The following is a 26,150-nucleotide window of genomic DNA, read 5'->3' as shown; positions in this document are numbered from 1 at the left end:
CACCATACGCATTTTTAGTTACGCGCGGTGAGCTCGCGTGCTTCAAGCTCGCTAAGGATGAGGACGATGGCAGCACTAATTCCGCCCCATACCGTCCAGGGTTTTGCCGCCCCACGGCGGCGAATAAACCGGACCACGCTTTGCTCAGTCTTCACAGTGATCCATCCACCCAGCACAAGAATGGCGAAGGCAACCGGGATGGCCCACACAGGAACGTCGGGGGTCTCCGGCTCCGGGCGGTCCTCATGGCTCTCTGCATTAGTGATAGCCACGAGCGCGCCGAATCCGAGGAAGGACAGCACGTAGGCGAAAACGAGCGCAGTCTTATTCTTGATCCAGTCAGGGAACGCGGTCATGATGCCCACGGCCGCAGCCTGGGTGATGCGTCCGGCAAGGGTGTCATCCAGCGCATAATTGTCTTGCTTGGGAGAAGTCATACCGCCCCACTTTAGGCGGGCGGTAGGCTACCGTGCATGTACTCCTCCAAAAAAGAGCACCTCACCCCGGCCCAGCGAGCAGCGCAAGATGAGCGCGCCGAGGAAGACAAACGCCACGGCCACTATCTGGCCACCGAACACACCTCGCTGCCGCTCAATGGTTTCATGACGCGGCTCATCGCCGAGGAACTCCCCATCCTCGATTCCGTCTCAAGGGCAAGAGTCTACGAGATCCTCCGTGAGTATGACGGCCCGGAGATCACCTCCCAGGAAGAGCTGCCGGAAGAGATCCGCGAGATTATGGATCTGTACTAATTCCGAACTAAAACCACATAACCGGACAGTACAAATGTTCCGTTTACTTGGCTTTTGTACCTAATCTCACGTTTTCACTCACGCCACAGGCACTGTCACCTAGGTAGGGTAGAGAACCGACCCATCACATCGAATCAAAGAGTAAGAGATGGAACTGCATACTACTGAGAAGTCCCTCCACGGTTGGGGCCGCACGGCGGCGACAACCGCCCACGTTTTGTCCACCCCAGACGTCGACGTCATCAAGACTGCCGTCGCCCAGGTGGCTGAGGACAATGCTGATAAGCCCGCCCACCTGCGCCGTGGCGTCATCGCCCGCGGTATGGGCCGTTCCTACGGTGACCCCGCGCAAAACGCCGGTGGCCTCGTCATCGACATGCAACCCCTCAACAAGATCCACTCCATCAATCCGGAGTCGGGCATTGTCGACGTCGACGGTGGCGTCACCCTTGACCAGCTCATGAAGGCCGCTCTGCCCTACGGCCTGTGGGTTCCTGTCCTGCCGGGTACCCGCCAGGTCACCATCGGCGGCGCTATCGGCCCGGATATCCACGGCAAGAACCACCACTCCGCCGGTTCCTTTGGTAACCACGTCACCTCCATGGAGCTGCTCGTCGCCGACGGCCGCGTCCTCCACCTAACCCCGGAGGGAGAGCACAGCGATCTTTTCTGGGCCACCGTCGGCGGCATGGGCCTGACCGGCATCATCCTGCGCGCGCAGATCAAGATGACCAAGACGGAAACCGCCTACTTCATCGCGGATACCGACCGCACCGATAACCTCGATGAGACCGTGGCCTTCCACTCCGATGGCTCGGAGCACAACTACACGTACTCCTCCGCGTGGTTCGACGTTATCTCCCCGGAGCCGAAGCTGGGCCGCTCCACCATTTCGCGCGGCTCTTTGGCCACCTTGGAGCAACTTGAGGAGCTCGCTCCGAAGCTGGCGAAGGACCCGCTGAAGTTCAATGCTCCGCAGCTGATGACGGTTCCGGATATCTTCCCGAACTTCACCATGAACAAGCTCTCCCTCATGGCTATCGGTGAGGCCTACTACCTCATGGGCGCCCCGGCGCGTAACCAGGTCAAGAACCTCACGCAGTTCTACCAGCCGCTGGATCTCATCGGCGAGTGGAACCGTGGCTACGGTTCCAACGGCTTCCTGCAGTACCAGTTCGTGGTGCCGACCGACGCCGTCGAGCCCTTCAAGGAGATCATCCGGGACATGCAGCGCTCCGGCCACTACTCCGCGCTCAACGTGTTCAAGCTCTTCGGCCCCGGAAACAAGGCCCCGCTGTCCTACCCGATGCCAGGCTGGAATGTCTGCGTGGACTTCCCCATCAAGCCGGGCCTGGGCGCCTTCCTCGACGATCTGGATAAGCGCGTCATGGAATTCGGCGGCCGCCTCTACCTGGCCAAGGAGTCCCGCACCTCGGCGGAGAACTTCCACAAGATGTACCCGGGCCTCGAGGGCTGGCTCAAGACCCGCAACGACATCGACCCGACCGGCGTCTTCGCCTCCGATATGTCCCGCCGCCTCGAGCTGCACTAGAAAGGAATCACCTCATGCTGAATGCAGTAGGCCAAGCACAACACATCCTCCTTCTCGGCGGCACCTCCGAAATCGGCCTGGGCATCGTCGAAGAATTCCTCGAGCGCGGCCCGGCCAAGGTCACCCTCGCGGCACGCGCCGACTCCCCGCGCATCGCGGATGCCCGCGCGACCATCGAGTCCCGCGGCGGCGACGTCGAGGTCATCGACTTTGACGCGACTGACTTCGAGGGCCACGGGGACGTCGTCAAGCGCGCGTTTGAGCGCGGCGATGTCGACGTCGCCATCATCGCCTTCGGCACCCTCGGTGACCAGGAAGAACTGTGGCAGGACCAGGCCAAGGCCGTCGCCTCCGCCCAGACCAACTACACCGCACCGGTCTCCCTCGGCGTCTTGCTCGGCCAGAAGTTCAAGGAGCAGGGCCACGGCACCATCGTGGCGATCTCCTCCGTCGCCGGCATGCGCGTGCGCCGCTCCAACTTTGTCTACGGCGCCTCCAAGGCCGGCGTGGACGGCTTCTTCATTAACCTCGGTGAGGCCCTGCGCGGCTCCGGCGCCAACGTGCTCGTGGTCCGCCCGGGCCAGGTCCGCACCAAGATGTCGGCGGAAGCCGGCGAAGCGCCACTGACCGTCAACGTCTCCGACGTGGCCAAGGCCACCGTCAAGGCGGTCCTGGACGGCAAGCAGTCCATCTTCGTGCACCCGCTGTTTGAGTACGTGTCCTTGGGATTCAAGTTCATCCCGCAGGCGATCTTCCGGAAGCTGCCTTTCTAAAGTTCCGCTAAGTCCACGGCGTGTGGGAAACTACTTACATGACTGAGTCTCCCACCATGTCGTCTCCCGCCGTGTCCCCCACCATGGAATATGACGTCGACCGCCTATCGCGTCGCGCCACCCTCGTGGGTATCGCCGCCGCCGCTCTAGGTGGTGGCCTTGTCACGCTTTTTGGCTTCTTTGCCTTTAAGACGGTCTCCCTCCCGGCGTTCAGTACGTCGATGGTGACCCGTGCGCTGAGCACCGCGGGAACTGCGCTCACCGTCCTCCTGGTGGGCGCGTTATGCGTGTGGTGGGTCATTGGCAGCTCGCCGCGGCCCCGGTGGCGGACGTGGCTCACCACCGCCCTGTGCTACATCTCCCCAGCGCTACTCACGCTAACTAGTATCGGCCTGCCTCTTTCGGCCTCCCGTCTCTGGCTCGACGGCGTCCAGGTCGATCAGGTGTTCCGCGCCCAGTTCCTCACCCGCGTCACGGAAGCCAGCTCCTATGCGGACATGAACTACGAGGGCCTGCCCACCTTCTACCCGCTGGGCTGGTTCTGGATGGGCGGCCGGCTGGCCAACATCCTCAACATGCCCGGCTGGGAGGTCTACCAGCCCTGGAGCCTCATCTCCCTGGCCGTAGCCGGGTGCATCCTGGTTCCTCTGTGGCAGCGGCTTGTCGGTTCCCTACCGGTGGCCACCGCCATTGCCTTGACCACCACAGCGGTGACCCTGACCATCGGCGCTGAAGAACCGTATTCCGCGGTCATCGCAATGGGCGTACCAGCGGTAGCTGTCCTGTGCTCACACGCCTTCTACGGCTCCTCGTGGTTCTCCGCCGCCGCAATCGCCATCTACCTCGGAATCTCCGCCTGCTTCTACACGCTGTACACGGGAGCCGTGGCGCTTACCATCGTCAGCCTCATTGCACTCGTCACGTGCGTGGCCGACCGTACGTGGACTCCCCTCGTGCGCCTCGCCGCCATCGCGGCCGGATCCCTGGCCATCGCCGCGATTGCTTGGACACCGTATCTGCACGCCGTCCTGCACGCCACCGCCCCGCTAGAATCCACCGCGCAGCACTACCTGCCGGAGGAGGGCACCCAAATCCCGGCGCCCTTCCTCTCCTTGTCCGTCATCGGCGCCCTCAGCCTTATTGGCCTGATCTACCTCATCTTGCGCGTCGACGAACCCGAAATCAGAGCCATGGGCACCGCGCTTGTCGGAACCTACCTGTGGACTCTGGCCTCCATGGTCATGACTCTTGCCGGCAGCACGCTGCTGGGCTTCCGCCTGGAGCTGATGGTCGTGGTGCTTTTCGCTACGGCCGGCATCCTCGCGCTGGCCGACATCCGCCTCATGGGCCTGCCCACGCTCTACCCGGAAGGCTTCAGCGAGGCCACCAGCAAGCGCGTGACCCTGGTCTTTGCCATCATCATGGGGCTGGGCGGTATTTACTATGCGCAGCAAATCCCCGCGACGAACGTGACCGCCTTGGATCACGCTTATACCGATACCGACGGCTACGGGGAGCGCGCGGACCGCTACACCAGCGATTCTTCCGCTAATTACGGAAAGATCCGCGAATTCATCGACGCCCAGGGCTACGCGGCCAACGACACCGTCGTCCTCACGGACGAAAAGCTCTTCATGGCCTACAACCCCTACTACGGGTTTAACGCCTTCACCAGCAACTATGCCAACCCGTTGGGAGAGTTCAGCACCCGTAACCTGCAGATTGAAGAGTGGGCTTCCAATTCCTGGGACCAGACTCCGAAGGAATTCTCGCATTCCCTCGAGTCCTCACCGTGGCGCGGCCCAGACGTGCTCATCTTCCGCGGTGACATCAAGGAACCCGGGGATGGCTACAAGACGCACTTGGCAGAAGACATTTACCCCAATCAGCCCAACGTGCGCTACCGCGCGGTGTTCTTCAACCCGGAGGTCTTTGAAGAAGGCTGGACCACTAAACAGATTGGCCCCTTCGTCGTCGCGGCCAGATCTTAATAAGCCAAGGCGGTGACGTAGACTGATCGCCGTGTCAGATCGGAATACCTCTTCACTGCGAGCACCGCAGTCCCTGCGGCTCACCGCCATCATCGCTGGATTCATCGGTTTCCTGTGCTTTGTGGCCACACCGCTGCTGCCGGTGAACCAAACCCAATCTTCCTTCGATTGGCCCCAGCAGGACTCCCTGCAGTCCATCAACGCCCCGCTCATCTCGGTGGCGCCGGAGGAGATCGATGCAGAGATCCCTCTGAAGGCCGTCGATAAGCTGCGCGATGGCCAGGACCTGCTTTACGGCACCGTGCCCCCGGAGTCCAAGAAGGCCTCCAACCGCGGCATGTTTGTCCGCGCCGGCGAGGATGGTCTCTCGGTGACCAGCCTCGATGAGGTCATTTTCTCTCTCACGGCCGAGCAGGTGGCGAAGCTGCCTGAGGACTCCACGCTCCGCATCCAATCCACCGGTGACGGCACCACCGTCTCCTTGGGCAAGCACAAAGAGACCTCCGAGGAGGATCTCCGCCCTCAGGTCACCGGCGTTTATACCGAGATCGACGATTCCCCGGAAGCCCTCGCCGAGCTTGGCGACGACCTCCGCATCCACGTGGAGATCAACTCTCGGTTCACCTCCTCCCCGACACCGCTCAAGCTCATCGCCATGTGGCTGGGCCTGGCCATGGTGGTGATCAGTCTGGTCTGCCTGTGGCGAATCGACCGCCTCGATGGCAAACGCCGTGGCTTCATGCCCGAAACCTGGAAGCAGATCCGCCCGCTCGATGGCGTCGTGGCGGCTGTTCTCGGCTGGTGGTACATCTTCGGTGCTAATACCTCCGATGATGGCTTCATCCTCACCATGGGACGCGTTTCCGATCACGCGACCTATATGGCGAACTACTACCGCTGGTACGGCGTCCCCGAGGCCCCGTTCGGCGCGCCGTACTACGACCTCGTGGCATGGCTGGCGCAATTCTCCAGCGCGTCCATCATCGTGCGCCTGCCTGCGCTTATCTCAGCGCTCATCATCTGGTTTATCTTGTCGCGCGAGATGCTTCCGCGCTTCGGCGCTCGCGTCAACGAGCGCCGCCTGGCGCACTGGACCGCCGCGTTCATGTTCCTGGCTTTCTGGCTGCCCTATAACAACGGCATCCGCCCCGAGCCCATCGTGGCCCTCGGCGTCATGCTGACGTGGGCCTCTTTCGAGCGCGCCATCTCCACCCAGCGCCTCCTTCCGGCAGCGGTGGGCACCATCATCGCCACCATCACCCTGGCCGCTGGCCCCACCGGCCTCACCGCAGTGGGCATCTTCCTGGTCTGCCTGCCCGCCCTGTTCCGCATCATGGGTAAGCGCGCTCCCCAGATCGGCTGGACAGCTCTCATCGCCCCGTTCCTTGCCTGTGGCACCGCTGTCATGGTCGCTGCCTTCGGGGACCAAACGCTAGCGTCGGTCCTCGAATCCACTCGCGTGCGTTCCGCGGTCGGCCCGTCCCTGCCGTGGTACTCGGAGTTCGTGCGCTACTCCACGCTCTTCGAGCCCTCCGTGGACGGCTCCCTGACGCGCCGCTTTGCAATGTTCACCATGCTCTTCTGCTTGGCGCTCATCATCTATGCCTTCATCAAGGACCACCGCGTCGTCGGTGCGGAGGCAGATCCCACCAAGCGCCTGCTGGCCATCATGGCGCTCTCGGCCTTCTTCCTCATGTTCACGCCGACGAAGTGGACGCACCACTTCGGCATTTACGCCGGTGTCGCCGGCGTCATCGCCGCGCTCGGCTCGGTAGTTCTTTCCCAGATTGCCATGCGCTCCCCGCGTGCCCGGACCTTCTCCATCGCCGCGGTGATCTTCCTCCTGGCCATCTCCCTGGGCGGCTGGAACGCCTGGTGGTACGTATCCTCCTTCGGCATCCCGTGGTGGGACCGCACCGTGCAGTTCAAGGGCATCGAGGCCAACACCGTGGTGCTGGCCATCGCCATGGTGGTCCTGGCGATTGGCCTCTACCAGTCCCTGGTTCACAGCTATCGCAAGAACAAGGCCGAAACCGCCGGCACCCTCGAGGAATTCGAGGCCGCCAATGCCGCCAAGGTCTCGCGCTGGGCGGGTGTCATGTCCGCACCGATTGCGGCGGCCTGCATTATCATCGTGGCCTTCTCGTGTGCCTCCTTTGCCAAGGGCTACGTGGCCCAGGCGGATTCCTACTCCGTGGGCAAGGGCAACCTGACTTCCCTGCGCGGCGATACCTGCTCGCTGGCGGATTCCACCATGGTGGAGACCAACACCAATGAATCCTTCCTCACTCCGGTCGAGGGCGAATTCCAGGACTCGCTCGTTGACAAGAAGGAGGACAACTTCGGTTTCGGCCCCAATATGATCAAGGAAGATATTGAGCCGGAGAACCTCAACTCGGCGTCGGTAGGCGCTATTGCCAACACCACCGGTGAGGACTCGGCGACGTCCAATGAACAGAAGGATCTCACCGAATCCGAGGAAAAGGCAACCGAGGTCACCGACTCCTCCGCCGGCGGCGTGCGCGGAACCCTGGGTGTCAACGGCTCCGAGATGCACCTGCCGTTCAACTTGGATTACCGGAAGGTCCCGGTCATGGGCTCCTACGATGAATCGCAGCGCTCGACCGCCACCATCACCACCCAGTGGTACAATTTGCCGGAACCTGGCGAAAACACCCCCGTCCTCTCGGTCGCTGCCGCCGGCAAGATTTACCACCACGACGTCAACGGAGTGGAGCAGGAGGGCACCGAGCTCACCTTGGAGTACGGAACACTCAAGGATGGCAAGGTCACCAACAAGGGTGAGGCCGAGCTTTCCGACGTCGGCGCGACCCCCAAATGGCGCAACCTCCGCATTGCTCTAGACGAGCTCCCAGAGGAGGCCAACGTTGTGCGCCTCGTCGCGGTCGATGATTCCACCGATGAAGACGATTGGATGGCGTTTACCCCGCCGCGCGTCCCGGAGCTTGCCACCATCAACTCCCAGTTCGATTCCTCTACCCCGGCACTCCTCGACTGGTCCGTCGCCCTGCAGTTCCCCTGCCAGCGCACCTTCGACCACTACGCCGGCGTGACCGAGATCCCGCAGTTCCGCATTCTTCCTGACGCCGCCGCACAAACCTCCCTCACGGACTTCCAGTCCTTCTCCGGTGGTGGTGCGCTGGCAACTGCGGAGGCAGTGAACTACTCCTATGAGATCCCGAGCTACCTCAACAACGATTGGGCGCGCGACTGGGGCTCCATTGAAAAGTATGAGCTGCGCACCAACTCCCGCGGCGAGGCCCCGCTCGAGGCGGATATCGACCAAGAAATTATCCAGCGCTCCGGCCTGTGGAAGAACTCCGAAATGAAGATTCGCCCCGAGGGCGAACAGTAGAACTACAGGAACTCGGCCGAATCTTTAATGCGCTGCCGCGCCACGGCCGGGGTCGAAATACGGTGCATGGACACGTACTCCGCGGTCTGTGCACCGGGGATCTCCACGCGCTCAGCAATCTCGTCCTGCGCCGCGGTCTGGACCAAGATGTCGGAATATGCCGCTGGCAGCGCCGCCTCGTCGAGGACGTAGTCATCGCGGATCTCCTCCGGCAGCTTGGCCAGCGCACCGAAGTCGGGGAAGGTGAGGAGGAGGGCGTCGGCAGGCACCAGCGCTGCGAGCGCCCCACCGGAGGAATATCCCCACACCGTCACGCGGTTGGCCCCATGGTCGCGCGCATAGTCGACGGCCGCCTGAACCGACTGAACCATTTCCGCCACGGTGTGCTCCGGCGCCAACGGATAATCGACATCGATGATCGTCGTGCCCGACAACTGCGCTGCGGCAGCAACTTCGGGCCGCCATTGCATTTCTAGCGCCTTGCCGTCACCGCGCCACCAGCCGCCGGAGTGCAGCGACACCGCCCAACGACCAGACTCTTCTGACGGCCTAAAGATCGCTCCCACCTCAGAGTCTTCAACGCTCACGCCTTCCGTAAAAACGGTGCCGGGCAGCGAGTGATCCACCGCGGATCCCAGCACCATCATGGAGGCCTGCACGATACGGTCCGGCAGCAGCGCGCAATAGCGGTCCGCCTCCGGCGAACCTCCACCGGCCCACGGCGGGCGGAAATCCGGCAGCGGGTAGTGCACCTCCATGTAGGAGGAGAGCTGCTCGAGCTGTTGTTCTGGACTTAGCTGGCGATCCTGGCCGCCGATATTCCACTCACTCATGGCCCCCAAGGGTACTACCAGATGGTGACGCGCTCCTCTGGGACAAGACCACCCTCGACATCAAAAGCCTCGTAGAATTCGTCGATGTTCTCGGCGATGATGTTGCAGCGGAACTCCGCCGGCGAGTGCGGGTCAATGGCCAAGTACTGCGTGGCCATCTCCGGACGAATAGCAGTGCGCCACACGCGCGCCCACGCCAGGAAGAAGCGCTGCAGACCGGTGTACTCGTGCTCTGCCAATTCCGGCTCAGCGCCCTCGGCCTCAAACGGCGCTACCTGGCCGTTGATGTCCAGGCCTTTGTCGGCGCAGTAATTCTTGTAGGCCACCACAGCAATACCCAGTCCACCGAGGTCACCAATGTTCTCACCCAGGGTGAAGCTGCCGTTGACGCCCGCGGAATCGGTGCCTTCCAGCACCTTCGGCACCTGTCCCTGGAACTGGTCCACCAGCTTCGCGGTCAACTTCTCGAAGGCCGCGCGGTCCTCATCCGTCCACCAGGAGTTGAGGTTGCCCTGGCCGTCGTACTGCGAGCCCTGATCATCAAAACCGTGGCCAATCTCGTGGCCAATCACCGCGCCGATGGCACCGAAGTTCTCCGCCGCGTCCGCGTCCGGATTATAAAACGGCGGACGCAGAATCGCCGCCGGGAAGGTGATGTCATTGACTACTGGGTTGTAGAAGGCATTGACCGTCTGCGGGGTTGCGAACCACTCGTCGCGGTCGGCCGGCTTGCCAATCTTGGCCAGCTCATAATCGTGGCTCCACGCACTGCCTGCGCGCACATTGGCCACCAGGTCCGCACCCTTGGGTGAAAACTCTAGGTCGGAATAGTCACGCCAGGTCTCCGGATAACCAATCTTGGCCTTGAACTGCAAGAGCTTCTCCAGCGCGCGCTCACGAGTGGCCGGGGTCATCCACTCCAGCTGCGAAATCCTCTCGCGGTATGCGGAGGTAAGGTATTCCACCAGCTCATCCATCTCGGACTTCGAGGACGGCGGGAAGTGCTTGTCCACGAAAACCTTGCCAATCTCCTGACCCACCATGTTCTCTGCCAGGCCCACGGCGCGCTTCCAGCGGTCACGCTGCTCGGTAGCGCCGGAAAGCTTGGTTCCGTAGAACTCGAAATTCTTCCTACCGATCTCCTCGGTAAGGTACGGCGCGCGCGACAGCAGAATGTGCCACGTGGCCCACAGCTGCCAATCCGCCATGCGGCCGGCGGTAAACAGGCCCTCCAGGTGCTCAAAATACGACGGCATCATGGCCACCGCGCGGTGCTCCGGCAGTCCCCCACCGTTCAGGATGGCGCGGGTGATGCTGGGCAGCTTGGCGACGTCCACCGGGTTATACGTCTTCACCGCATCACGGGAGGCCACCACATCCCAATGCCCTGCAGCAATTTCCTTTTCCAGATTCACGATGCGGGTAGCTGCAACCTCCGCCCCCAAGCCGAAGAGGCGAGCCGGATCCAGGAATCCAAGCATCGCTGCGACGTGCTTCTCGTAGGCCTCAAGCGTCTCCGCATGCGCTTCTTCGCGGTAATAAGCCTCATCCGGCAAACCCAAGCCAGACTGAACAATATAGGCCACTGCCTCCTCGGAGCCGGAGTCCTTTTCTACCCAGAAGGTAACCGGGGCGCCGACGCCCTCGCGCTCCAGCACGCCAAGGTTGTGCGCCAGCTCTTCCGGGTCCGCCGCCACCAGCTTGTCCAAATCTTCGGCCAAAGGCGCCGTTCCCGCAGCGTTCACTCCCTCAACGTCCATGTGGGAGGAATACACGATCCCCGGACGGCCTTCGTCTTCCTTAACGATGTCGTGGACGAGTTCCTCGGCTTCGTCGCGAAGCGCGTGAAAAGTCCCGTCAACACCGCGGTCATCGGGAATAACGTGGGACTCAATCCAGGGGCCATTAACAAACTGATACAGATCCTTCATGCACTTCACTCTATGTCAGATGTACCCGTTAGTGTGGTGTGCATGACTTCTTATCGTTTCCCGCCAGCGAAGATGACGGGGCCGTTTTTCGCTGTGCTTGGGGTGACCCTCCTCGTGCTCGGCACGCCCGCCGTCCTCAGCTTGGCGCTGCCGGACCACGATCCTGAAACCGAGCCTGTTGTCCTCGACGATCCTGAGTGGCGTCAGCCTATCGACGGCGTCGAATGCAGCGTGAACTACGATTCCGTGGCCAACCAGGCGTGGGATTGCGGCGATACCTTGGTCGAGGCCTACCTCACCTCTGATGTCGACGATGACGAGCTGGCCCTGCGCCGAGCTGTGCGCGCCACGACCTTCGGGTCGATGCCGAAAGAAGAAGTAGAAAACCAAGACGGCATCCTCGTACTGCGAACGTATACATACATCCCGGTCGTTGCCTTTAGCGTGGCCAAGGACGATCTCAACTACGAGCTCGTCTTTTCAGACGGAAACCCAGAAGAAATCGCCGATCAGTTTATGGAGGCCTTCAAGTGAGCAAGATCTTCCGCGTGGCGCTGTGGGTCATCATTGGTATCTGCCTGCCTGCAGCTCTGATCAACCTGTTAGGTGCTTTCCTCGTTGCCCCGCTGCCGGGCCTAATAAGCCTGCTGATCGGCTTTGCTTTCTTGGCGCTGGGGCTGTATCTGTGGCACCTCAGCCCGATGTGGGCGCGACCTGCCAAGGGATGGGCCACAGCCAGCGTGCTGTGGGGAGCCGGCACCGCGGTGTCTTTGGCGCTCCTATCAGCACTTCCGTTCAGCTCCCTCACCAAGGGCGTGGGATGGGAAGAATCCATGATGTCATGGTCCGGAGCTTATCCGGAGGAGTTCGCCAAGGCGCTGGGCGTGGTTTTTGTGTTACTCAGTTTCCGCCAGCTCAACCGCCCTTGGCATGGTTTCATCGTCGGCGCGCTTGTGGGCTGGGGTTTCGAGGTCTTTGAAAACGTCCTCTACGCTTCTCTCGGCGCCGTCATGCACCCGACGTCTGATTGGATTGGCATGCTGCAGATGTGGGGGCTCCGCCTTGTGGCGGGCCCAGGCCTACACATGTCACTGACGGTCATCGCAGGCTTTGGCATCGGCTGGGCCATTTACGCCGCCCACAAAACGTGGTGGTGGCGCCTCGGAGTGGGCGTGGGCGCGCTTTTTGTTTCCTTCTGTCTCCATTTCGCGTGGAACTACATGTGGGATGAGACATGGCAGCTGGTCACGCAGTACATCGTGGTCGCGCTCATCCTCTACCCCATCGTCATCACCCTGGGGCTTCGCGCCCACCGCCTAGCCAAGGCGGACGATACCTACTCGCACTCGCCCGGCTCAGCCAGCCTGCGCTGAATTAGTCAAACTGCCCCTGCAGGACAGCCACGGCGTCAAGCGGAGTTACGTGATAGGAAATGGGGTTCTGGTTTGCGCCGGCCATGAGGGCGTGGGCGCAGGAGTGGCCCGCTCCCATCATGTGGCCGAGCTCGTGAGCGATGGTTCCCTGAAGCGCCTCTGGGTACTGAGCGGTGGCCGCCTTGATGAAGAGCATCCCGTGGTCCGGGTAGGCCGTACCCTGGACGTAACCATTCGGCTCCGGCTTATAGATGATGGCGATGGTGTCATCATCGGCCTCGGACGGCGCTACTTCCTTCAGAGAAGCCTTGCCGTCGAGAGCATCGTTCCACTCAGCTACCGCGGCATCGAGCTGCTCGCGGTAGGGGAAGTTATCCGCCACCTTGTACTTGAGCACGCCGCTCTTGAAGTAGGAAGGAACGGAATCAGCATCGTGCAGAATCGACGGATCCGGAACCGGCTTTCCTTCGTTTGCCAACTTGGTGATGGAGGTGCAGGTGCCAGGGGAAATGAGCGAACGAGTTTGGTCGCTCTTCGCCGAAGCCGACGGGGCAACGGTCAAAGCAACAACAGCAATGGCCGCGATGGACAGGGCCTTACGCATAGGGAAATACCTTTCGGGTTAGTAACCGCTTATTTGGTAGCCGAGAATATATTAATTTCTCAGTTTCCGCAAAGGTAAAACTTAGCTAAACCCGTGGCCAATCAGCACACGTGCGATGAACTAGGCACAGCGCGCTTCAGCTCCGCACACGCCCTATCGCGCAGGTCCTGAGGGGGCGTCGGCAAGCTCGGCGCTTGCGGCTGTACCTCCACCGCGCCGAGCACATCTGCGGTGAGATCCGCGGGAGATCCATAGGTATTTGCCGCCACACTATATCCAGGACCGAAAGAAGCGCTCGCATGCACCTGCCGGTCATCCGACCACCCAAATTTCGTTCCGATAATGCCCGGAATCCGCGCGGTGCCGAAGTCCTGACGATATCCGTCGGATGCCGTAGGCGCTGCCGTCGCCATACCTTTCATGAGCGGTGCAGCAACTGGGTCACCAGATATCACCCCAATAAAGCGAGCGAGATCCTCCGTCGACGTCGTGGTATTGCCCCAGTAACCGTTGTGATGGGTCTCCCCCAAGCGATATTCCCCGATGATGGAAGGTATGGCCTGCGGATACTTCCGCTCCAGATCGCTAGCGGTGCCATCCTCAGAGAAGCGAACCATGTTTTCCACCCGCGCTTTATCCTCCGGCGCGCCATATTTCAGGACCCACATTCCTAGGTACAGCTTCGCGAGGGATAGCGCAGGACGAGACTCGTGGCCATTTCCAGTGGAAACCGAGTTTCCGTCGGCATAGCGCACGGTCATTTGAGTGCGTGGCGGAACCTTTCCAGGATCAAACGTCAGGGCCTGGGCGGATGGCGCAGCGACGGTCGCTAGCGCAAGACCAGCAATAAGGGAGCGGAGTTTAAGCACTTTCATAGATTAACTCAAGCCACAGCTTCAACAGGCTTGATTGGTACATAAGCGCCGCTGCCCAAGGGATTCAGCGCGCACCCTTCCCCACGCTAGGGTTCGAACAGTAATTTTATTAGCTTCTTACCCAACAAGCCCCTCCCAACGAAGCTCAAAGCGGCGGAAGGCTGGGTAAATGCAATATCAGTAGGCACATTCACCTCTCTAATCACAACTTTCCGCCAGGGTATAGACTTTCCAAACGGTACAGAATAAACTCATTTTTCGAAAAGGGATTCGGACAGTGGGGGTTCGGTCCTTCTCAATATCTCTAACGAAAGAGGGGGTTGAATTGTCTTCCACTACAGAAGCCGTTGTTTTCTATTTCTCTCATTCCAATCCGAACGACCCGGTCTGCATGAAAGGTAAAGCCATACGCCAAGCAGACTACGAGTTTTGGTCTAGCGTCCTTCCCGCCTTGGACGAGGACTCAGATACAGCGTGCATGCGCCTTGGGCTAAAGACCGGCAAGGCGGCCGGGACGGTTGCTCGCATAATCATGGGGATTTACCGCCTGAAAGAGCTACCCCAGCTCAAGGCCCTGCAAGATGCAGATTTTTTGCTGGACTTACCCGCTTTGATTGCCATCGACCAGGTCATGGCTAAACTCGGCCAACCTTCCACTGAGGTAGTAGCCGCCATTGACGCTGCGTTGGCCCGTTGGCTTACGCCTACGAAGCCAAATCAGGTATTTCCCACCACGTCGCAGATTCGTCGCCGCATGCGTGACCTTGTCAAGGTCCATGATGACTCCATCGCAGTGGAGGATAAGCGCACAAAGAATCGATATTCCATTCTCACCCGCGACCAACGCGCCACCATAGAACTAGAGGTGGATAGCAGCGTTGGAATCATCATCCATGAGGCCATTAAGGCAGCTGCTGAAAAGCATGAAGTCTCGATGGCAGAAGCACTAATCCTTTTAACGACTGGAAAGGTAGAACCAGAAGCTGCCCGAGTAGTGCTCCACACTTATCAAGCGAGTGATGTCGAAGACGCGCCAGTGTATGTAGAAGGGCACGGCTGGCAGGTAGAGAATATCCCAGCACAAGCCGTAACGAAAAGGGACTTGAGCACCAAGCCGAAAGCCACTAATGGCTACGGACCAGCCACGTTGGTTCGCAAATATGTTGAAGGGCGCGATGGCACCTGCCGTGCAGCTGGCTGCGGAATGCCGGCGTGGCTGTGTCAATTAGACCACCGTATTAACTATGCCGATGGTGGGCCAACGCATCCGGACAACATGGTGGCGTTGTGCCAGCATCACCACAACATGAAGACCGATGGGCGGGCGTTCTATTTTTTGGACCCCGATACCGGGGATGTGGTCTGGCTCTTTGAGGATGGAACCTGGGCAATCACGGAACCTTCCGGGCCACTAGCACCAAAGAACAAACGCTGGGCGCGAAGCGTTGCGCAAGATATTGAAGGTTACCGCGCTAGGAAGCACCGGGAAGCTCAGGAGCTGAAAGCCGAGCTAGACCAAGAACAGCAAGCAAACACAAATAAGAAGACCGCTTATGGCAAGGGAGATGAAGAAATCCCCTTCTAGATAACTAGGTTCGTCGCTTAAAACGACGAAACACATTGGTGCTCGGCTTAGAGGAGGTAATTGAGGTCCGCCGCATCCAGCCCGCATTCAGCGAGCACCACACTGTCGCCGCGGTGTGGAATACCTTCGGCATCCCACTGGGCTTGGGCGGCGGGGGTATGGGCGCGGCCCGTACTGTTGACCACCCGCCACCAGGGCAGATCCGCGCTTTTCGACATCACCCAGCCCACATACCGCGCACCGACCCCTACGACTTTGGCGATCTCTCCGTAGGTGGAGACGTTGCCAGGCGGAATGCGGAGAACGACCTCCGCAACCCTAGAGCTCGATGGGTTCTTCGGGGGCATCCTCGACCTCGCACAAGGTAAGCGTCGCACCCGTAGAATCCTCAATCAGGCACAATCGGCCGAATGGTGAGTCGTGGGGCTCGCGGATAACCTGCCCGCCATTCTCCACAACAGCCTTCGCTGCTTGGTCGATGTCCCGCACACCCAAGTATGTTTGCCAGAAACTCGGCAAACCTTCCGCATGCCAGAACCCAGCGAAGGCAGCGCCTTCTTCCTCCGCAACTGCATAATGCTCATCACCACGGATTTCCCAATCGAAGAGCTCACCATAAAAGTCCAGCGCTGAGTGAAAATCCTCCGAGACCGTCAGCTCGTGCCACACCGGGGTGCCAGGCTCACCGCCGGCGACGAAGCGGTCGAGCTCCGGCTGCGTCAAGCCAAACATGGCACCGGACTTGTCGAGTACGAGCGCCAGCGGAGCACCTAAAGCGAGGATTTTTCCGCCGAGTTGTTCTACTCGGGCGCAATCGGCTTCCAAGTCGCGGGAGAGGAAATAGGTAGCCCAGGTGTCCTGGCCCGGAACAATTTCTGCAATCGGCAGACCTTGAAGGCGGGCGATGCCATCTTCGAATTCCCAGCCCAGCACGGCCGAGTAAAACTTCTCGGAGGCTTTCACATCAGAACTGGCCAGAGTAATCCAGTAGGGCATTCCTACTTCAGCTTCAAAAGCGGGCATTAAAGGTTCCTCCACTTCTCCGGGTCGAAGTCATCATCAGCGGTAGCCTCATCAAAATAATCGTCGTCGTCTTCGACGACGCGGGCGCAAGTGTCGGAGACACAGATGACGTCGCCAAGCGCCAGCGTTGCTCCGCGCTGCTTCGTCACTTCCCCATTGACGGTGACCTGACCCTGCTCGATGAGTTCTTTGGCCTCTCCCCCGGTGGCGACCAAGGAGGCCAGTTTGAGGAACTGGCCGAGCTTAATGGATTCTCCCTTAATTGAGACTTCTAGCATGTTGACCAGCATACCCAGCTCAAAGCGCAAGAATTCCCTCTGCCAGAATGATGACGCCAAGCAGGGCAAACACGACTCCGCTGAAGATATCTACCCCGGCGGAGTTCTTTGCCATCCACTTCGCCACCGCACGGGTGCACAACGCAACGCCGACAAAAATAATGAGGCTTTCAATAATCAGCACAGAACCAACCGTGGCATTCGCGCTCAAGCCCATGCCCGGATCGATGAAGTTGGCGAAGATAGCGCCGAAGAAGATGAGCACCTTGGGATTAGAAAGATCGCTGACCAGGCCCATGCGGTACGCCGTACCGAGTTTGATGATGCCGTCCGGGGTGAACCCGCGCGGTTGAGGATTCATGGTTGCTGGAGCACGACGCTCTTTAATGCCGCTGCTTATTGCAGAAAATGCCATCCATAGCAGATAGCTACCGCCGGCAATCTGCAGCGCCACAAGGATTTCAGGATGGGCCGAAATCAGCGCGGTAAGCCCCGCCAGCGAAGCAACGGTCCATATCATCAAGCCAGTCGTGCTACCTATTGCGGCCCACACCGCTGCACGCGTGGAACGCGCACCCAAACGAATAATCTGAACCACATCTGGCCCCGGCGAAGCCATCGCCGCGAACCACACACCCATCAAGGCCACTATGGCGCTGAAAGCCACCTAACACCCCCATACTCACATGCGTTTTCACTAACACATGCCACTATAAGAGGCGTCTCACCTGCAGCGAAACAGGTAAATTAGCTTTGCGTACGCGGCTTAATAGTCATGGTGTCAATGTTGACGTGCTCCGGCAGGGACGCCACCCAACGCACTGCCTCAGCGATGTCTTCTGCGGTGAGGTTGAGCTCGCCGTCATAAACTTGTGCGGCACGTTTGGCGTCACCCCGAAAACGATTGAGGGAAAACTCCTCCGTGGCTACACGGCCCGGGTCAAGTTCGGTAACGCGAACGCCGTGCTCTTCAATACGCAGTGCACGAGAAATCACGCGGACGCCATGCTTGGCGGCGTTGTAACCGGAACCGCCCTCGTAGACGTTCCACCCGGCCACGGATCCCATGTTGATAATGAGCCCGCCCCGCAGCTTCGGCATGAGAGCCTGGATCATCCGAACGGTGCCAAGGACGTTGACGTCATACATCCACTGCCAATCCTCGATGGTGGTGTCCACGAGGGGCTCCAGGCCCTTAGCGCCACCGGCGTTGTTGACCAGCAGGTCAACGCGGTCGAGGTGGGAAACGAACTCGGCTACGGATTCGTCCGAAGTGACGTCGAGGGCATAGGCCTCGCCGCCGATGTCGTTCGCGAGGGCCTCAAGGCGCTCCACGCGCCGCGCGCCGACGACGACACGCCAGCCGTCAGCCGCCAACGCTCTTGCCGACGCCTCCCCAATCCCCGAAGACGCTCCTGTAACGACTGCTACTTTTTCCATGCGCCCTAGGATAGGGCTTCTTCCAGCTCGGCGCAGATGTTTTCGACGATTCCACTCTTGAAATCAGCCGGGGTGAAGGTGCCATCCTTCATGTCGGTATTTAGCGAGATATCCAACTGAGTGCGCAGCTGCGGCATGGAGAAGTTCGCCATGATAAGGCGCCACGCCTCTACCGCGCGGATGCCGCCGCTGAAGCTGTAGCCCACGTAAGCAATCGGCTTGGCCACCCACTCGGCACCGAGGGAATCGACGGCGTTCTTGAACGCGCCCGGCACGGAATGGTTGTACTCCGGGGTGACGAAGATAAAGGCATCGCAGGAATCGATAGCATCGGACCAGGCCTGCACATTCGGGTCCTCGTAGTTTTTGTTTGCCGCCATAGGAATGACGGAGGTGGTGAGGATCGGGACATCGAAAGCCTTGAGGTCAATGAGCTCGTAGTCCACGTCGCGGCCCTGAGCGAGGTCGGTGACCCACTGGGCGATGGCCAGCCCGGCGCGGTCGTCGCGGGTAGAGCCGAGGATGATGCCGATTTTCGCCATAAGGATGCCTTTCATGATTTTGTTAACGCGTCAACGTCTGAGGGTACGCCGATATGTCGACGCAATCGACAAGTCACCCAGATATGTCGAAAATTCTAGAAAAAATCGACATATCCGCTCAACATGTCTATTCTTTTACCATGCCAACCTATAGCCCGGACACCCCCTACAATGGGCTTCCGCCCCTCCCACCAGCAGAAGTGGTGGAAACCGTTCCCGTGCTTAAGGCCATCATCGATGCTAAGGAAAAACTGGCTGAACTGCGTACGGCCTGCCAGCTCATTCCCAACCCGGAGATCATCACCTCAACGATTCCACTGCGTGAGGCTCGTGCTTCCTCCGAGATTGAGAACATCGTCACCACTAATGACGAGCTCTTCCGTGCGGCGTGGCACGTCGATGCTGAGCCGACTCCTGCCACCAAGGAGGCTCTTCGCTATAACGCCGCGCTCCACGCTGGACTTTCCTCGCTATCGCAGCGACCTCTATCCGAGAAGACGGCAAAAATCGTATGCAGCACCCTTCTAGATACTCAGGCCGAGGTGCGTTCACTTCCGGGCACATTTATCGGTAACCCTGTAACGAAGGAGCGGCTCTACACCCCACCTGAAGGAAAGGAGATTATCGAGGGCCATCTCGCAGCGTGGGAGGACTATATATATTGCAGCCACGACGTTGATTCCCTCGTAAAGATGGCACTGCTTCACTATCAATTTGAAGCAATCCATCCTTTCTACGATGGCAATGGGCGCACTGGACGAATCCTTAACGTCCTCTACCTCATTCAAGAAGATCTTCTTGAGCTGCCGGTTTTATACCTGTCCGGGTATATCGTCGACAACAAAGCAGACTACTATCGCTATCTCAACGCTGTTACAGCCAAGGGAGCATGGCAAGACTGGCTTCTCTTTATGATCCGCGGCGTTCACGCAGCGGCTGCCGACGCCTCCTCGATGATTACCCAGCTTCGGGCTATCCAGGAAAACACTGCGCAACGAATACGTTCTGCGGGCGTGATTAACCATCCCCTCGAGATGGCCGAGCTCATTCTTATCAAGCCCTATGTACGCATTACTGACGTGGTAGAGATGGGCTTCGTCAAACGCCAAACTGCCAGCGCGTGGCTGGCACATCTCGTAGATTTAGGAATCCTCGAAGAAATCCAACAAGGCCGCTCCAAGGTTTTCCTTCACCGTGCCGCTCTCGATGTTCTGACTCGAGACTAAGACGAGGGAATAGGATGGCTGACATGCATCACCCAGACGAAGGATCCTTTGAGCGCATGACCAGCGGGCAGTGGTTCATGCCCGGTGTCAACGAGGAGGTCAGCGCCGAACATCGACGCGGCTTCCTGCTGGTCAAGGAGCTCAATGAGCTGCACAACACCAACCCAGAGCGCGCGAAGGAGATCTTGCGAGAGCTGCTTTCGCCCGAGTCCGAGGTTCCCGGGCTGCACGTCCCGCTCAACTTGGAGTATGGCTGCAATGTGACCATCGGAAAGGGCGTCTTCATCAACTTTGGTGCGACGATCCTGGCGCAGGCGCCTGTAACCCTCGGAAATCACGTCATGATCGGTCCGAACTGCTCGCTTATTACCGTGGGGCATCCTGTCAACGATCATGAGATGCGAGCAAACGGTTGGGAGATTGCGAAGCCTATCAGCGTCGGCGATAACACGTGGTTCGGCGCCAATGTCACTGTGTTGCCGGGCGTGACCGTGGGCAAGAACTGCGTCGTGGGAGCGGGCACGCTGGTGACTAAGGATATCCCGGATAACTCGCTGGTCTTGGGCTCACCGGGACGTGTGGTGCGCAAGCTGGAGGACAACGAAGATAGGTGGGAGCGCCAAGATCTCGATGTTTGATCTCAAGGCGATCGGCAAAGGACTCCCCGTCCTAGAGACTATTGATTCGCTTCCGTCCGCCGGTCACGTCGTCGTCCAGGCCCCGCCCGGCACGGGTAAGACCACGCTCGTTCCGCCGGCGCTGGCTAACCAAGTAGAGGGCAAGGTTCTCGTCACCGCGCCGCGCCGAGTAGCTGTGCGTGCGGCGGCAAACCGCCTTCAAGAGTTGTCAGGCCAGCGCATCGGCTATGCGGTGCGCGGTGATTCCCGCAAAGGTCAGGACGTCGAGTTTGTTACCCCCGGCGTGCTGTTGCGCCGACTGTTGCGGGATCCGGAACTCACTGGTGTTGATGCCGTAGCCATCGACGAGGTGCATGAACGCCAGCTCGATACCGATTTGGTGCTGGGCATGTGCTTGGAGTTGGCGCAGCTCCGCGATGATTTCCGGGTCATTGCCATGTCCGCGACTGTCGACGCCTCCCGCTTCTCCCAGCTCATGGGAGGGGCGCCGATCCATTCCACTGAGGCAGTGACGTACCCGCTCGACATTTCCTATGAACCGATTCCGGGACGTGCCGCGGGCGATCGGGAGTTTTGGAAAGGCGTGGCCAAGGTTGCCGCGCGGCAGCACGAGTCCACGCTGGTCTTTGTTCCCGGCGTGCGCGAGGTCAACCTGGTGTGTGATGCATTGAGCGGCCACAACGTTTTTCCGCTCCACGGCCGCCAAACCACGCAGGAGCAGGACGCGGCCCTGTATACGCGAGAACAGCGCATCGTGGTGGCGACGTCTATTGCGGAGTCCTCGCTGACCGTGCCGGGCGTGCGCACCGTCATCGATGCTGGATTGTCCCGCGTTCCCAAGCGGGATGCGCAGCGCGGGATGAGTGGGTTGGTGACAGTGTCGACGTCGAAAAGCAGCGCCGACCAACGCGCCGGACGTGCCGGGCGTGAGGCGCCGGGTACCGTCGTCCGTTGCTATTCGCAGGAGGATTACCAGCACTTTTCTCCGCACGTGATTCCAGAAATCCTTTCCGCCGACCTCACGCAGGCGGCGCTGTTCATGGACTGTTGGGGCGCGGGATCAGACTTTCCGTTACTTGATCAACCGCCGAAGGCTGCGCTTGCCGACGCCCACCGCACCCTAGATCTGCTTCATGCCACTGAAGAGTTGGCGCTTTTGCCGGTGCACCCGCGATGGGGCGCGGCACTGTTGAAGTACGGTGCGGGGGCAGCATGCACGATTGCTCGTCTGGATGATTCGGACCCGAAGCGGCTTGCCCGCTTGGTGCCCAACAACGGGCCGGTGGACCCAGGCGTGGTGGTCGCTACCGCTTTCCCAGAGTTCGTGGCTAAGCGCGTGGGTGACAAGGAGTACTTGTTAGCGAGCGGTACCCGCGCGCGGCTACTCAACGGTGAACAGGGAGCTGACTGGTTGGCGGTGGCTGAGGTGTCGTTGGCGCAATCCGGTAACGCCGTCATTCGTGAAGCAGTGGCTATCGCGGACAAGGATGCGCTCGAGATCGTCGGCGTCACGGAGGAGACGCGAGCGTTTCTCGACGGCTCCAAGGTCCGCGGCGTGCGCGTGCGTGCGGCAGGTGCCATCGTGTTGTCGGAGACGCCAGTAAAGGTCACCGGCGATGAGGCGGTGGAGGCATTGCGCAGGTCCGGACAGGGCTTAAGCTTGTTCCACTTCAGCGAGAAGGCCCAGAACCTGCGGGAACGTCTGCGGCATCTGTATCGGGCCTACGGAGAGCCCTGGCCAGATATCGACAATGCCAACCTTGAGTGGCTGGATCCGGAGCTGCATGAGTTGGCGATTGGCGGGCGCCCAGACATGTATCCGGCGCTGCAACGATTGCTGCCGTGGCCCGAAGCCAGCCGCTTGGACGAGCTCGCGCCGGAGCGTTTGCCGGTGCCGTCCGGGCGTGATGCAAAGATTGATTGGTCCGGCGAGCGCCCGGTGGTTTCCATCAAGTTGCAGGAGTGTTTTGGTTTAGCGGAGTCCCCCGAATACTGCGGCCACCGCGTGCAATTCCATCTACTGTCTCCCGCCGGGCGGCCGCTTGCTGTGACCGATGACTTGGCCAGCTTCTGGTCCGGGCCCTATGCCGGGGTGCGCGCCGACATGCGCGGGCGCTATCCCAAACACCCGTGGCCCGAGGACCCGTGGAATGCGGTGGCCACCGCAAAGACGAAGAACAGGATTTAACCCCACTGCTGCCAGGCCAGGTACACGCTCATCACCACGACGAGAGTGAGCAGCGCATAACGGATGAGCTTCGCACCGCCGCCGAGCACTGTTCGCGCGCCCAGCTGCGCACCAATGATATTTGCCGCTGCGAGAACAAGTGCTAGGCCCCATACCACGTGCCCGCCCACGATGAAGACCACGAGCGCGCCGACATTGGTGCACGTGTTGACCACCTTGGACATCGCGGCAGAGGTAAGGAAGTTCTGGGAAAAGATGGCAGTGAAGGCCATGATGAGGAACATACCGGTGCCGGGGCCAAAGATGCCGTCGTAGAAGGCAATGGCCGCCACGGCGGCTAACCCGGCCCACGTGCGCCAGCCGCCGCGGATACCGTCTCCTTCGCCACTGCCGAAGTCTGGGCGAAAGGCCACGAAGAGGCCGACTGCCACCATAAGCACGATGATGACCGGCCGCATGACGTCCTTGTCCATGAGTGCGGCTGCTGCAGCGCCGAGCCCGGAGCATAGGAGGGCGATAAGACCCATACGGATGAGCTCGCCCTTCGGCGGGCGGACTTTCCTGACGAGCGTAATGGCCGCGGACGCTGTACCAGATACCGCCGCCACCTTGTTCGTGGCCAGCGCGGTGGCGGGAGCAAGCTGGGGTGCAACCGCCAGAATGAGGGGAATAAGGACGAGGCCGCCGCCACCAATAACGGCGTCGATCCATCCGGCCACGGCAGCTCCAATAGTGAGAATCGCCCAACCACTCAATCCAAAGCCCATGACCATCATTAAACTCGATTGCATGTCTGTGCGTGCAAGGTGGGCCATCGTTGCCCCGGGATCTGTGGCTCTCGGGGCAGTATTCAGCTACCTGCACGTGCCCGCCGCCTGGATTCTGGGCGCCATCGTGGTCTCCGGCGCCATGGCACTGACGACGGGCAAGGAGCTTTCCGTCAACGATCGCTTCTATGCTGTCGCTCGCGGTTTCATCGGAATGATGGCGGGCATACCGCTGACTCTTGTGCCTGCCTCCACCCTGATTGGCTTTGTGCCGGCTGCGGTGACGATGTCCCTTATCACCGTGCTTATCGGTGTCGCCGGCGGTGTTCTGCTACACCGCTCACAGCCGAAGGATATTTCCTGGGAGACGGGCATTTTATCCATGCTGCCCGGTGGAGCCTCGCTCATGCCCGCGCTGGCTAGCGAGCTGGGTGCGGACTACCGCTACGTGGCGCTGACGCAATATCTGCGCCTTCTGGCAGTGTCGGTATCGCTCCCTTTGGTGGTTTCTTTGTTAGATGCTCCTGCGGGCGAAGGCGTCGACATGAGCGTTGACGGCGAGGTCACGTGGTGGATTGTGCTGCTGACCCTCGCTATCGCCGTGGTTGGTGAGAAGCTAGGCAAGCTCGTGCGTTTGCCTGCGGCTGCGGTGCTAGGTCCGCTTATCTTAACGGTGCTTGTCGCGCAGGTTATCCCAGCCGGCCACACCTTGGAGCCGCTCTACGTGTTCAAGATCATGGCATTCATGTCCATCGGCTGGGTCTGCGGTGGCGGGCTTTCCGTGCCGGCCTTGCGGGCCTTCGCCAAGCAGCTACCCGCGACGATCCTCTTCATTGTCGTGGTCATCGGCGTGTGTGCGCTGACCGCCCTGCCATTGACCGCATGGCTGGACATCACCTACTTTGAGGCTTACCTCGCCACCTCGCCCGGCGCGCTGGAGACGGTTCTCGCGCTGTCCGCAGAAGGAGGGGCGGGTCCCGCCGTGGTGGCCGTGCAGATTATCCGACTCATCATCGTGCTGGTCATCGCCGGCTACCTGCCGCAGATTCTGGGGCTATTCCGCAAGCGCCGCTAGTGGTACCACCCAGACCCCATCCGGACGTTGGAAAGCTGGACCGCTGGGAATCACAACTATCAGCGCTGCTGGAGGCGAAGAAAGCTTAGCGGCTACGTGCTTAAGGTGTGCTGCCGCTGCATCGACCTCGTTGTGCGAAAGTTTCGCCTCAAATCCCACCCACGAACCATCTCGAAGCTCCACTACTGCATCAATTTCTTCGCGCCCCTTCATATCCCTCAGGTGGAATACTCCGCGCGCACGCAGTGCCTGCGCATAGACGCGCAGATCGTGCACAAGTTGCGCCTCGAAGAGGATGCCTAATGTCTCTAAATCTCCAAGCAGTTTATCTGGACCCGTTCCCAACAAAGCAGCAGCCAAACCAGGATCGGCAAGCTGGCGTTTAGGCATTTGGACCATGGAAGTCTTCGACCTCGTACGCGGTGACCAAGCTGGTTGATCCTCAATAAGGAAGAGGCGAGTAGCAAAATCGTGAATGACGTTCACAGTTTCTGCGGCTGGTGTCGAGGTAGCGCTGCTGAGTTCTCCTATGCGTTTACGAATCGCTGCAGCGGTGGCCGGCTGGGCAACTAGTCCGGCATAGGCATGAAGGAAAGACTGGAAGCGGCGCGGATCGCGGCGCGGTCCGCCAAGCTCCGGGTAGTCGTGCTCGCTCATCTCCGTGAGGTAGGACTCCATCCCTTCCTGCGCGTCGAGCGGATCAAGGTCAAAGAATTCCGGAAAACCACCAGCAACGATCCAGCGGGCATAATCCGCCACGGTGGCGTCCGTCCCAGCTGTAGGATCTTGATTGCCAGCAATGATGGCGCCCAGTGATACCCGCTCAGCAGCAAGTTCTCGCTCTGCCAAACTCAACGTGCGCAATTGAATAGAACGAATACGGCCTGCGCCCGAATGCCTGATGGCATCGTCATTGGGTGTGGAGGAGCCTGTAAGGAGAAACTGTCCTTTCTCCGGTGAGTCATCAACTGCATGGCGCACTTCATTCCAGATAGCAGGGACAACCTGCCACTCATCAATAAGCCGCGGCCGCGCCCCTTGAAGCCCCAAAGCCGGTTGCATGCGCGCAAGGTTTGCTTCTGGGGAGTCACGGTCAAGTTGAATGACGGACTTTGCGAATTGGCGTGCTGTTGATGTTTTCCCACTTGCACGGGGGCCTTTGAGGAAGAGGGCTCCCGAAACACGGAGCCCTCTCTCGACTTCTGCATCAACGATTCGGGGCAGGTACATACCATGCATGTTAGCTCGACAAGTGGATAAATCACAGAGTCACTAGTGGATAAATCCAAGAGTGAGGTGTGGATAAATCCAAGAGTCTAAGAAGCGAC

25 protein-coding genes are annotated in these 26,150 nt (G+C 60.1%); 12 read left to right on the top strand and 13 right to left on the bottom strand.

What is annotated here, in order from left to right:
• Positions 1-14: 14 nt before the first annotated feature.
• Positions 15-437 (bottom strand): hypothetical protein, encoded by a 423-nt coding sequence (locus HMPREF2760_RS00365; RefSeq protein WP_070520265.1) that lies wholly within the window; start codon positions 435-437, stop codon positions 15-17.
• Positions 438-473: 36 nt separating this feature from the next.
• On the opposite strand from HMPREF2760_RS00365, the gene HMPREF2760_RS00360 reads away from it, so the two are divergent.
• The 5 genes from HMPREF2760_RS00360 (at position 474) to HMPREF2760_RS00340 (ending at position 8,444) form a co-directional block, all read left to right on the top strand.
• On the top strand, positions 474-752 hold the full coding sequence (locus HMPREF2760_RS00360) for a hypothetical protein (RefSeq protein WP_070520269.1): 279 nt from the start codon (positions 474-476) through the stop codon (positions 750-752).
• A gap of 148 nt (positions 753-900) precedes the next feature.
• Positions 901-2,304, top strand: a complete 1,404-nt coding sequence (locus tag HMPREF2760_RS00355; RefSeq protein ID WP_070520272.1) for a decaprenylphosphoryl-beta-D-ribose oxidase — start codon at positions 901-903, stop codon at positions 2,302-2,304.
• A 14-nt stretch (positions 2,305-2,318) separates the two neighbouring features.
• The gene (locus HMPREF2760_RS00350; protein ID WP_070520274.1) at positions 2,319-3,077 is read left to right on the top strand and encodes a decaprenylphospho-beta-D-erythro-pentofuranosid-2-ulose 2-reductase; all 759 of its coding nucleotides are present in this window, start codon (positions 2,319-2,321) and stop codon (positions 3,075-3,077) included.
• 38 nt (positions 3,078-3,115) lie between these two features.
• On the top strand, positions 3,116-5,068 hold the full coding sequence (locus HMPREF2760_RS00345; protein WP_070596268.1) for a galactan 5-O-arabinofuranosyltransferase: 1,953 nt from the start codon (positions 3,116-3,118) through the stop codon (positions 5,066-5,068).
• 31 nt (positions 5,069-5,099) lie between these two features.
• Positions 5,100-8,444: an arabinosyltransferase domain-containing protein gene (locus HMPREF2760_RS00340; protein WP_070596266.1), complete on the top strand. Its 3,345-nt coding sequence runs from the start codon at positions 5,100-5,102 to the stop codon at positions 8,442-8,444.
• Positions 8,445-8,446: 2 nt separating this feature from the next.
• On the opposite strand, the gene HMPREF2760_RS00335 is transcribed toward HMPREF2760_RS00340, so the two are convergent.
• Complete coding sequence (locus HMPREF2760_RS00335) at positions 8,447-9,277, bottom strand: alpha/beta hydrolase (RefSeq protein ID WP_070596264.1); 831 nt, start codon at positions 9,275-9,277, stop codon at positions 8,447-8,449.
• Between the two features lie 14 nt (positions 9,278-9,291).
• Complete coding sequence (locus HMPREF2760_RS00330; RefSeq protein WP_070520286.1) at positions 9,292-11,208, bottom strand: M13 family metallopeptidase; 1,917 nt, start codon at positions 11,206-11,208, stop codon at positions 9,292-9,294.
• Positions 11,209-11,250: 42 nt separating this feature from the next.
• Here HMPREF2760_RS00330 and HMPREF2760_RS00325 point away from each other — a divergent pair, with 42 nt between their 5' ends.
• Together HMPREF2760_RS00325 and HMPREF2760_RS00320 are read left to right on the top strand one after the other, a co-directional pair.
• Positions 11,251-11,742, top strand: a complete 492-nt coding sequence (locus HMPREF2760_RS00325) for a hypothetical protein (protein WP_070520291.1) — start codon at positions 11,251-11,253, stop codon at positions 11,740-11,742.
• The gene (locus HMPREF2760_RS00320) at positions 11,739-12,581 is read left to right on the top strand and encodes a PrsW family intramembrane metalloprotease (protein ID WP_070596262.1); all 843 of its coding nucleotides are present in this window, start codon (positions 11,739-11,741) and stop codon (positions 12,579-12,581) included. The genes HMPREF2760_RS00325 and HMPREF2760_RS00320 overlap by 4 nt, the downstream gene beginning before the upstream one ends.
• Before the next feature lies 1 nt (position 12,582).
• On the opposite strand, the gene HMPREF2760_RS00315 is transcribed toward HMPREF2760_RS00320, so the two are convergent.
• Positions 12,583-13,185, bottom strand: a complete 603-nt coding sequence (locus HMPREF2760_RS00315; RefSeq protein ID WP_070520298.1) for a zinc metalloprotease — start codon at positions 13,183-13,185, stop codon at positions 12,583-12,585.
• A 101-nt stretch (positions 13,186-13,286) separates the two neighbouring features.
• A complete protein-coding gene (locus HMPREF2760_RS00310) occupies positions 13,287-14,060 on the bottom strand; it encodes a hypothetical protein (RefSeq protein WP_083303761.1) in 774 nt (257 codons plus the stop codon).
• 325 nt (positions 14,061-14,385) lie between these two features.
• On the opposite strand from HMPREF2760_RS00310, the gene HMPREF2760_RS00305 reads away from it, so the two are divergent.
• Positions 14,386-15,645 (top strand): HNH endonuclease signature motif containing protein, encoded by a 1,260-nt coding sequence (locus HMPREF2760_RS00305; RefSeq protein WP_070520413.1) that lies wholly within the window; start codon positions 14,386-14,388, stop codon positions 15,643-15,645.
• A 47-nt stretch (positions 15,646-15,692) separates the two neighbouring features.
• Here the strand turns inward: HMPREF2760_RS00305 and HMPREF2760_RS00300 are convergent, their stop codons facing one another.
• The 6 genes from HMPREF2760_RS00300 to HMPREF2760_RS00275 form a co-directional block, all read right to left on the bottom strand.
• The gene (locus HMPREF2760_RS00300; RefSeq protein WP_070520303.1) at positions 15,693-15,992 is read right to left on the bottom strand and encodes an MGMT family protein; all 300 of its coding nucleotides are present in this window, start codon (positions 15,990-15,992) and stop codon (positions 15,693-15,695) included.
• Complete coding sequence (locus HMPREF2760_RS00295; RefSeq protein ID WP_070520307.1) at positions 15,964-16,668, bottom strand: VOC family protein; 705 nt, start codon at positions 16,666-16,668, stop codon at positions 15,964-15,966. Before HMPREF2760_RS00295 ends, HMPREF2760_RS00300 begins: the two co-directional genes overlap by 29 nt.
• Entirely contained in the window at positions 16,668-16,946 is a 279-nt protein-coding gene (locus tag HMPREF2760_RS00290; RefSeq protein WP_046648682.1) for an RNA-binding S4 domain-containing protein, read from the bottom strand. Before HMPREF2760_RS00290 ends, HMPREF2760_RS00295 begins: the two co-directional genes overlap by 1 nt.
• 19 nt (positions 16,947-16,965) lie before the next feature.
• A complete protein-coding gene (locus HMPREF2760_RS00285; protein ID WP_070708104.1) occupies positions 16,966-17,613 on the bottom strand; it encodes a LysE family translocator in 648 nt (215 codons plus the stop codon).
• A gap of 80 nt (positions 17,614-17,693) precedes the next feature.
• Positions 17,694-18,386: an SDR family oxidoreductase gene (locus tag HMPREF2760_RS00280; RefSeq protein ID WP_070520317.1), complete on the bottom strand. Its 693-nt coding sequence runs from the start codon at positions 18,384-18,386 to the stop codon at positions 17,694-17,696.
• A gap of 5 nt (positions 18,387-18,391) precedes the next feature.
• Positions 18,392-18,928 (bottom strand): NADPH-dependent FMN reductase, encoded by a 537-nt coding sequence (locus HMPREF2760_RS00275; RefSeq protein ID WP_070520320.1) that lies wholly within the window; start codon positions 18,926-18,928, stop codon positions 18,392-18,394.
• Between the two features lie 83 nt (positions 18,929-19,011).
• Between HMPREF2760_RS00275 and HMPREF2760_RS00270 the strand changes: the two genes are divergently transcribed.
• The 3 genes from HMPREF2760_RS00270 to HMPREF2760_RS00260 are packed head-to-tail and all read left to right on the top strand — an operon-like array spanning position 19,012 to position 22,980.
• Positions 19,012-20,154, top strand: coding sequence for a Fic family protein (locus tag HMPREF2760_RS00270; RefSeq protein ID WP_070520323.1), 1,143 nt, complete (start codon positions 19,012-19,014; stop codon positions 20,152-20,154).
• A gap of 23 nt (positions 20,155-20,177) precedes the next feature.
• Positions 20,178-20,792 (top strand): sugar O-acetyltransferase, encoded by a 615-nt coding sequence (locus tag HMPREF2760_RS00265; RefSeq protein WP_232755543.1) that lies wholly within the window; start codon positions 20,178-20,180, stop codon positions 20,790-20,792.
• Positions 20,785-22,980, top strand: coding sequence for an ATP-dependent RNA helicase (locus HMPREF2760_RS00260; RefSeq protein ID WP_070520329.1), 2,196 nt, complete (start codon positions 20,785-20,787; stop codon positions 22,978-22,980). The genes HMPREF2760_RS00265 and HMPREF2760_RS00260 overlap by 8 nt, the downstream gene beginning before the upstream one ends.
• Here the strand turns inward: HMPREF2760_RS00260 and HMPREF2760_RS00255 are convergent.
• Entirely contained in the window at positions 22,977-23,753 is a 777-nt protein-coding gene (locus tag HMPREF2760_RS00255) for a TSUP family transporter (protein WP_369815739.1), read from the bottom strand. The two genes, HMPREF2760_RS00260 and HMPREF2760_RS00255, sit on opposite strands and share 4 nt — an antisense overlap.
• 16 nt (positions 23,754-23,769) lie before the next feature.
• On the opposite strand from HMPREF2760_RS00255, the gene HMPREF2760_RS00250 reads away from it, so the two are divergent.
• Positions 23,770-24,822 (top strand): AbrB family transcriptional regulator, encoded by a 1,053-nt coding sequence (locus tag HMPREF2760_RS00250; protein ID WP_369815737.1) that lies wholly within the window; start codon positions 23,770-23,772, stop codon positions 24,820-24,822.
• Here HMPREF2760_RS00250 and HMPREF2760_RS00245 read toward each other — a convergent pair.
• Positions 24,802-26,052, bottom strand: coding sequence for an ATP-binding protein (locus tag HMPREF2760_RS00245; RefSeq protein WP_118790662.1), 1,251 nt, complete (start codon positions 26,050-26,052; stop codon positions 24,802-24,804). The genes HMPREF2760_RS00250 and HMPREF2760_RS00245 overlap by 21 nt on opposite strands.
• Positions 26,053-26,150 lie beyond the last annotated feature (98 nt).

Source organism: Corynebacterium sp. HMSC065D07, from assembly GCF_001810695.1.
In the GTDB taxonomy this organism is placed as follows: Bacteria; Actinomycetota; Actinomycetes; order Mycobacteriales; family Mycobacteriaceae; genus Corynebacterium; species Corynebacterium hesseae.
Note: the sequence above shows the minus strand (reverse complement) of the source record. Positions and strands in the feature narration are given on the sequence as shown.